This is a genomic window from Halomonas sp., from assembly GCF_041689495.1.
In the GTDB taxonomy this organism is placed as follows: Bacteria; Pseudomonadota; Gammaproteobacteria; order Pseudomonadales; family Halomonadaceae; genus Halomonas.
Genome location: NZ_JBDNGD010000272.1, coordinates 1 through 3691 on the forward strand (window position 1 = coordinate 1; position 3691 = coordinate 3691).

Here is a 3691-nt window from a genome sequence, read left to right on the forward strand (position 1 = left end):
CGCCCGGCGGCGAGTTCCTTGGCTTCGTTGAATGCCATCCTGTGGGTTCCATGCTGGGTGGTCGTCCGGAGAGTCGGGGTGTTGTATCATCGGAGTCGATCACAACCTCATATCGGCCAGTTGAGGCGCTATATTGAGGTGTGTTCCCACAATCCATTCACTGTCGCCAGGGGAGTCCTGCCACGTTCATGACGTGAGGGGCTGAGAGAGCGTGAAGCGCTGACCCTGGAACCTGATCCGGTTCATACCGGCGGAGGAAGTGCGACATGCCTTACCTGACGTCTGCCGTGCTCGGCGCGGCGCTGCTGTGTTTTGCCTACCTGGGTCTGCGCGCTCGCCGCGTCGATGGCCCCCTCGATGACTACATCACCGCCCGCAATTCCCAGACAGCCTCGACCCTGGGGCTGTCCTTCCTGGCCTCCGGCATGGGCGCCTGGATCCTCTTCGCGCCGCCGGAGATAGGCGCCTTCGTCGGTCCCGTGGCACTGGCCGGCTACGCCATCGGCTCGGCGCTGCCGCTGGTCATCCTGGCGCGTTATGGTCCGGCCATCCGCCGCCACCTGCCGGAAGGGCGCAGCATCGGCGAGTTTGCCGAGGCCTGTTATGGCGTCGGCGTGCGTCGCTGGGTGTCGCTGGTGTCGGTGCTCTACATGGCGCTCTTCCTCACTGCAGAACTGACCGCCATTGGCTCGATCACCGCGCTGCTGTCGGACGTGCCACCGGCCCTGGTGGTCATCGGGGTGGCGGTGACTACCCTGGTCTACACGGCGGTCGGCGGCCTGCGGGCGAGTCTGGCCACCGATCGCTGGCAGGCCTGGTTGCTGATTGCCTTGCTGATTCTGGTGGCCGGCGTGGCGCTGAGCCGGCTGCCCGAGATGCCCGTGGACGCCACTCTGCCGTCGATTCCCGTGGGCAGTGCCCTGGGCGTGGCCCTGACCCTGGTGATCGCCGTCACGGCGGCCAACCTCTTCCATCAGGGCTATTGGCAGCGGGTCTGGTCGGCACGGGATGACCGAGCCCTGGCGCGCGGCGCCTGGCTGGGCAGCGCCATCACCGTGCTGGTGGTGGCGGTGGTCGGGGGACTGGGCATGCTCGCCGCCATGAGTGGATTGGACCTGGGGAGCCCGCCGATCCCCTTCTTCGCCCTGCTTTCCGCCGCGCCTGGCTGGCTGGCCCTGCCGGCCCTGGTGCTTGCGGTCTCGCTGGTGGTCTCCAGCGTGGACAGCCTGCAGAACGGTATCGCCACCCTGGCGGTGGCGGGCTCCGGCAAGCGTGGCCTGTCGATCACGGCGGCCCGCTGGGTGACGGTGGCGCTGATGGTGCCGGTGGTCATTCTGGCCTTGCAGGGGCTCTCGGTGCTGCGGCTCTTCCTGATTGCCGACCTGCTGTGTGCCTCCATCGTGGTGCCGGTGCTGCTGGGAATCTGGTCACGAATGTCGGCGCTGGCCGCGGTGGCCGGCGGCGTGGCGGGCATGCTCGGCGCCATTCTGCCCGGCTGGGTGGCCCAGGGCAGCCTTACCGCCGGTGTGCTGGCGGCGAGCTTTCCGGGCAGCATCCCTACGCTGCCTCCTTTCCTGGGGGCACTGCTGGCCTCGACCCTGGTCAGCCTGCTGATCGCCTGGTTCCGGCCTGGCTCCCGGCCGCATGTTCAACGCAAGGTCACCCCATGATGACGAGCCGCAAGGCCTATGACGCCTGGGCTGGCGGGCGCGCCGAGGCGCGCCTTAGCGAATGGCTGCGCGAGGGACCGGCAAGCGCGGCAGCTACGCCGAGATACTGGCGGTGCTGGTGGTGACGGAGTGGATGTACCTCTGCTGGGCGACCCGGAGCCTGAAGCGTTCCGTCAGGGCCTGACAGCGGGTACTCTATGGGGATGACAATCATCCCTCCAGAGGAGAACGCCGCATGACCGATACCCCCCAGGATCCCCGTCGCCGCCATTCCGCCTCGGTCGTCGATGGCCCGGGCAAGGCCGCCAGCCGCTCCATGCTGCGCGCCGTGGGTTTCACCGACGAGGATTTCAGGAAGCCCCAGGTGGGTATCGCCTCTACCTGGAGCAACCTCACCCCCTGCAACAGCCACATCAATGTCCTTGCCGAGTCCGCCAGTGATGGCGCCGATGCGGCCGGCGGCAAGGGGGTGATCTTCAACACCATCACCATCTCCGACGGCATCGCCAATGGCACCGAGGGCATGAAGTATTCCCTGGTGTCGCGGGAAGTGATCGCCGATTCCATCGAGACGGTGGCCGGATGCGAGGGCTTCGACGGCCTGGTGGCCATCGGTGGCTGCGACAAGAACATGCCGGGCTGCCTGATGGGCCTGGCGCGTCTCGACCGGCCGAGTGTCTTCGTCTATGGCGGCACCATTCTGCCGGGCAAGGGGCATACCGACATCGTCTCGGTCTTCGAGGCCATGGGCGCCCACAGCCGCGGTGATATCGACCTGATCGAGCTCAAGCAGATCGAGGAGACGGCGATTCCCGGCCCCGGTTCCTGCGGCGGCATGTACACGGCCAATACCATGGCCTCGGCCATCGAGGCGCTGGGCATGAGCCTGCCGGGCAGCTCGGCGCAGAATGCCGTGTCCCGTGAGAAGCACGATGACTGCCACGCCGCCGGCGAGGCGGTACTCGCGCTGCTCGAGCACAATATCCGTCCCTCGCACATCATGACCCGCCAGGCCTTCGAGAACGCCATCACCGTGGTGATCGCCCTGGGCGGCTCCACCAATGCCGTGCTGCACCTGGTCGCCATGGCCAGCACTATCGGCGTCGAGCTTTCCCTGGATGACTTCACGACCATCGGCAAGCGGGTGCCGGTGCTCGCCGACCTGCGCCCCAGCGGCCACTACATGATGAGCGAGCTGGTGGCGATCGGCGGTATCCAGCCGATGATGAAGATGCTGCTGGATGCCGGAATGCTCCACGGTGACTGCCTGACGGTGACGGGCAGGACCCTGGCCGAGAACCTGGCGGGTGTGGCGCCCTATGACGAGGGCCAGCAGATCATCGCGCCGCTGGACAGGCCGGTTAAGCCCGAGAGCCATCTGCGCATGCTCTACGGCAACCTGGCCCCCGAGGGCGCCGTGGCCAAGATCACCGGCAAGGAAGGCACGCGCTTCTCCGGCAGTGCCCGGGTGTTCAGCTCCGAGGAAGAGGCCCAGGCACGCATCAACGACGGCACCGTGATCGCCGGTGACGTGGTGGTGATTCGCTACGAGGGACCCAAGGGCGGGCCGGGCATGCGCGAGATGCTCACCCCGACCTCGGCGATCATGGGCCGTGGCCTGGGCAGCGAGGTGGCATTGATCACCGACGGGCGCTTCTCCGGTGGCAGCCATGGCTTCGTGGTCGGCCATGTCTCGCCCGAGGCCTTCGATGGCGGTCCGCTGGCGCTGGTCGAGGATGGCGACACCATCACCATCGATGCCGTGGCGGACACCATCGAGGTGGCACTGAGTGACGACGAGCTGAAGCGCCGCCGCGCCGCCTGGAAGCAGCCGGCGCCGCGCTATACCCGCGGCGTGCTGGCCAAGTACGCCAAGTCGGTCAGCTCGGCCTCCACCGGCGCGGTGACCGACCTGCTGGAGTAGACCAAGCGCGTGGTTTTCCAGCCTGACGACGCCCCCGCCGTTTATTCGGCGGGGGCGTCTGGTTTCCGGGTGGCTCCCTCGGGCTCAGGGTGCGCAG

The 3691-nt window shown here is 67.5% G+C and carries 3 protein-coding genes and 1 riboswitch; all 3 genes read left to right on the top strand.

Going from position 1 to position 3691, the window contains the following annotated elements:
* Window positions 1-158: 158 nt before the first annotated feature.
* A riboswitch (TPP riboswitch) is annotated at window positions 159-277 on the top strand.
* Entirely contained in the window at window positions 267-1670 is a 1404-nt protein-coding gene (locus tag ACESMD_RS09445) for a sodium:solute symporter (RefSeq protein WP_372612555.1), read from the top strand. (Overlaps the previous riboswitch by 11 nt.)
* 61 nt (window positions 1671-1731) lie before the next feature.
* Window positions 1732-1854 carry a hypothetical protein gene (locus tag ACESMD_RS09450; RefSeq protein WP_372612557.1) on the top strand — a complete coding sequence of 41 codons (123 nt, stop codon included), beginning with the start codon at window positions 1732-1734 and terminating at the stop codon, window positions 1852-1854.
* A gap of 51 nt (window positions 1855-1905) precedes the next feature.
* Window positions 1906-3594 (top strand): dihydroxy-acid dehydratase, encoded by a 1689-nt coding sequence (gene ilvD, locus ACESMD_RS09455; protein WP_372612559.1) that lies wholly within the window; start codon window positions 1906-1908, stop codon window positions 3592-3594.
* Window positions 3595-3691 lie beyond the last annotated feature (97 nt).

Coding starts and splice junctions, on each gene's coding strand:
- ilvD (WP_372612559.1), top strand. CDS start 1,906: ATGACCGATACCCCCCAGGATCCCCGTCGCCGCCATTCCGCCTCGGTC.
- ACESMD_RS09450 (WP_372612557.1), top strand. CDS start 1,732: ATGGCTGCGCGAGGGACCGGCAAGCGCGGCAGCTACGCCGAGATACTG.
- ACESMD_RS09445 (WP_372612555.1), top strand. CDS start 267: ATGCCTTACCTGACGTCTGCCGTGCTCGGCGCGGCGCTGCTGTGTTTT.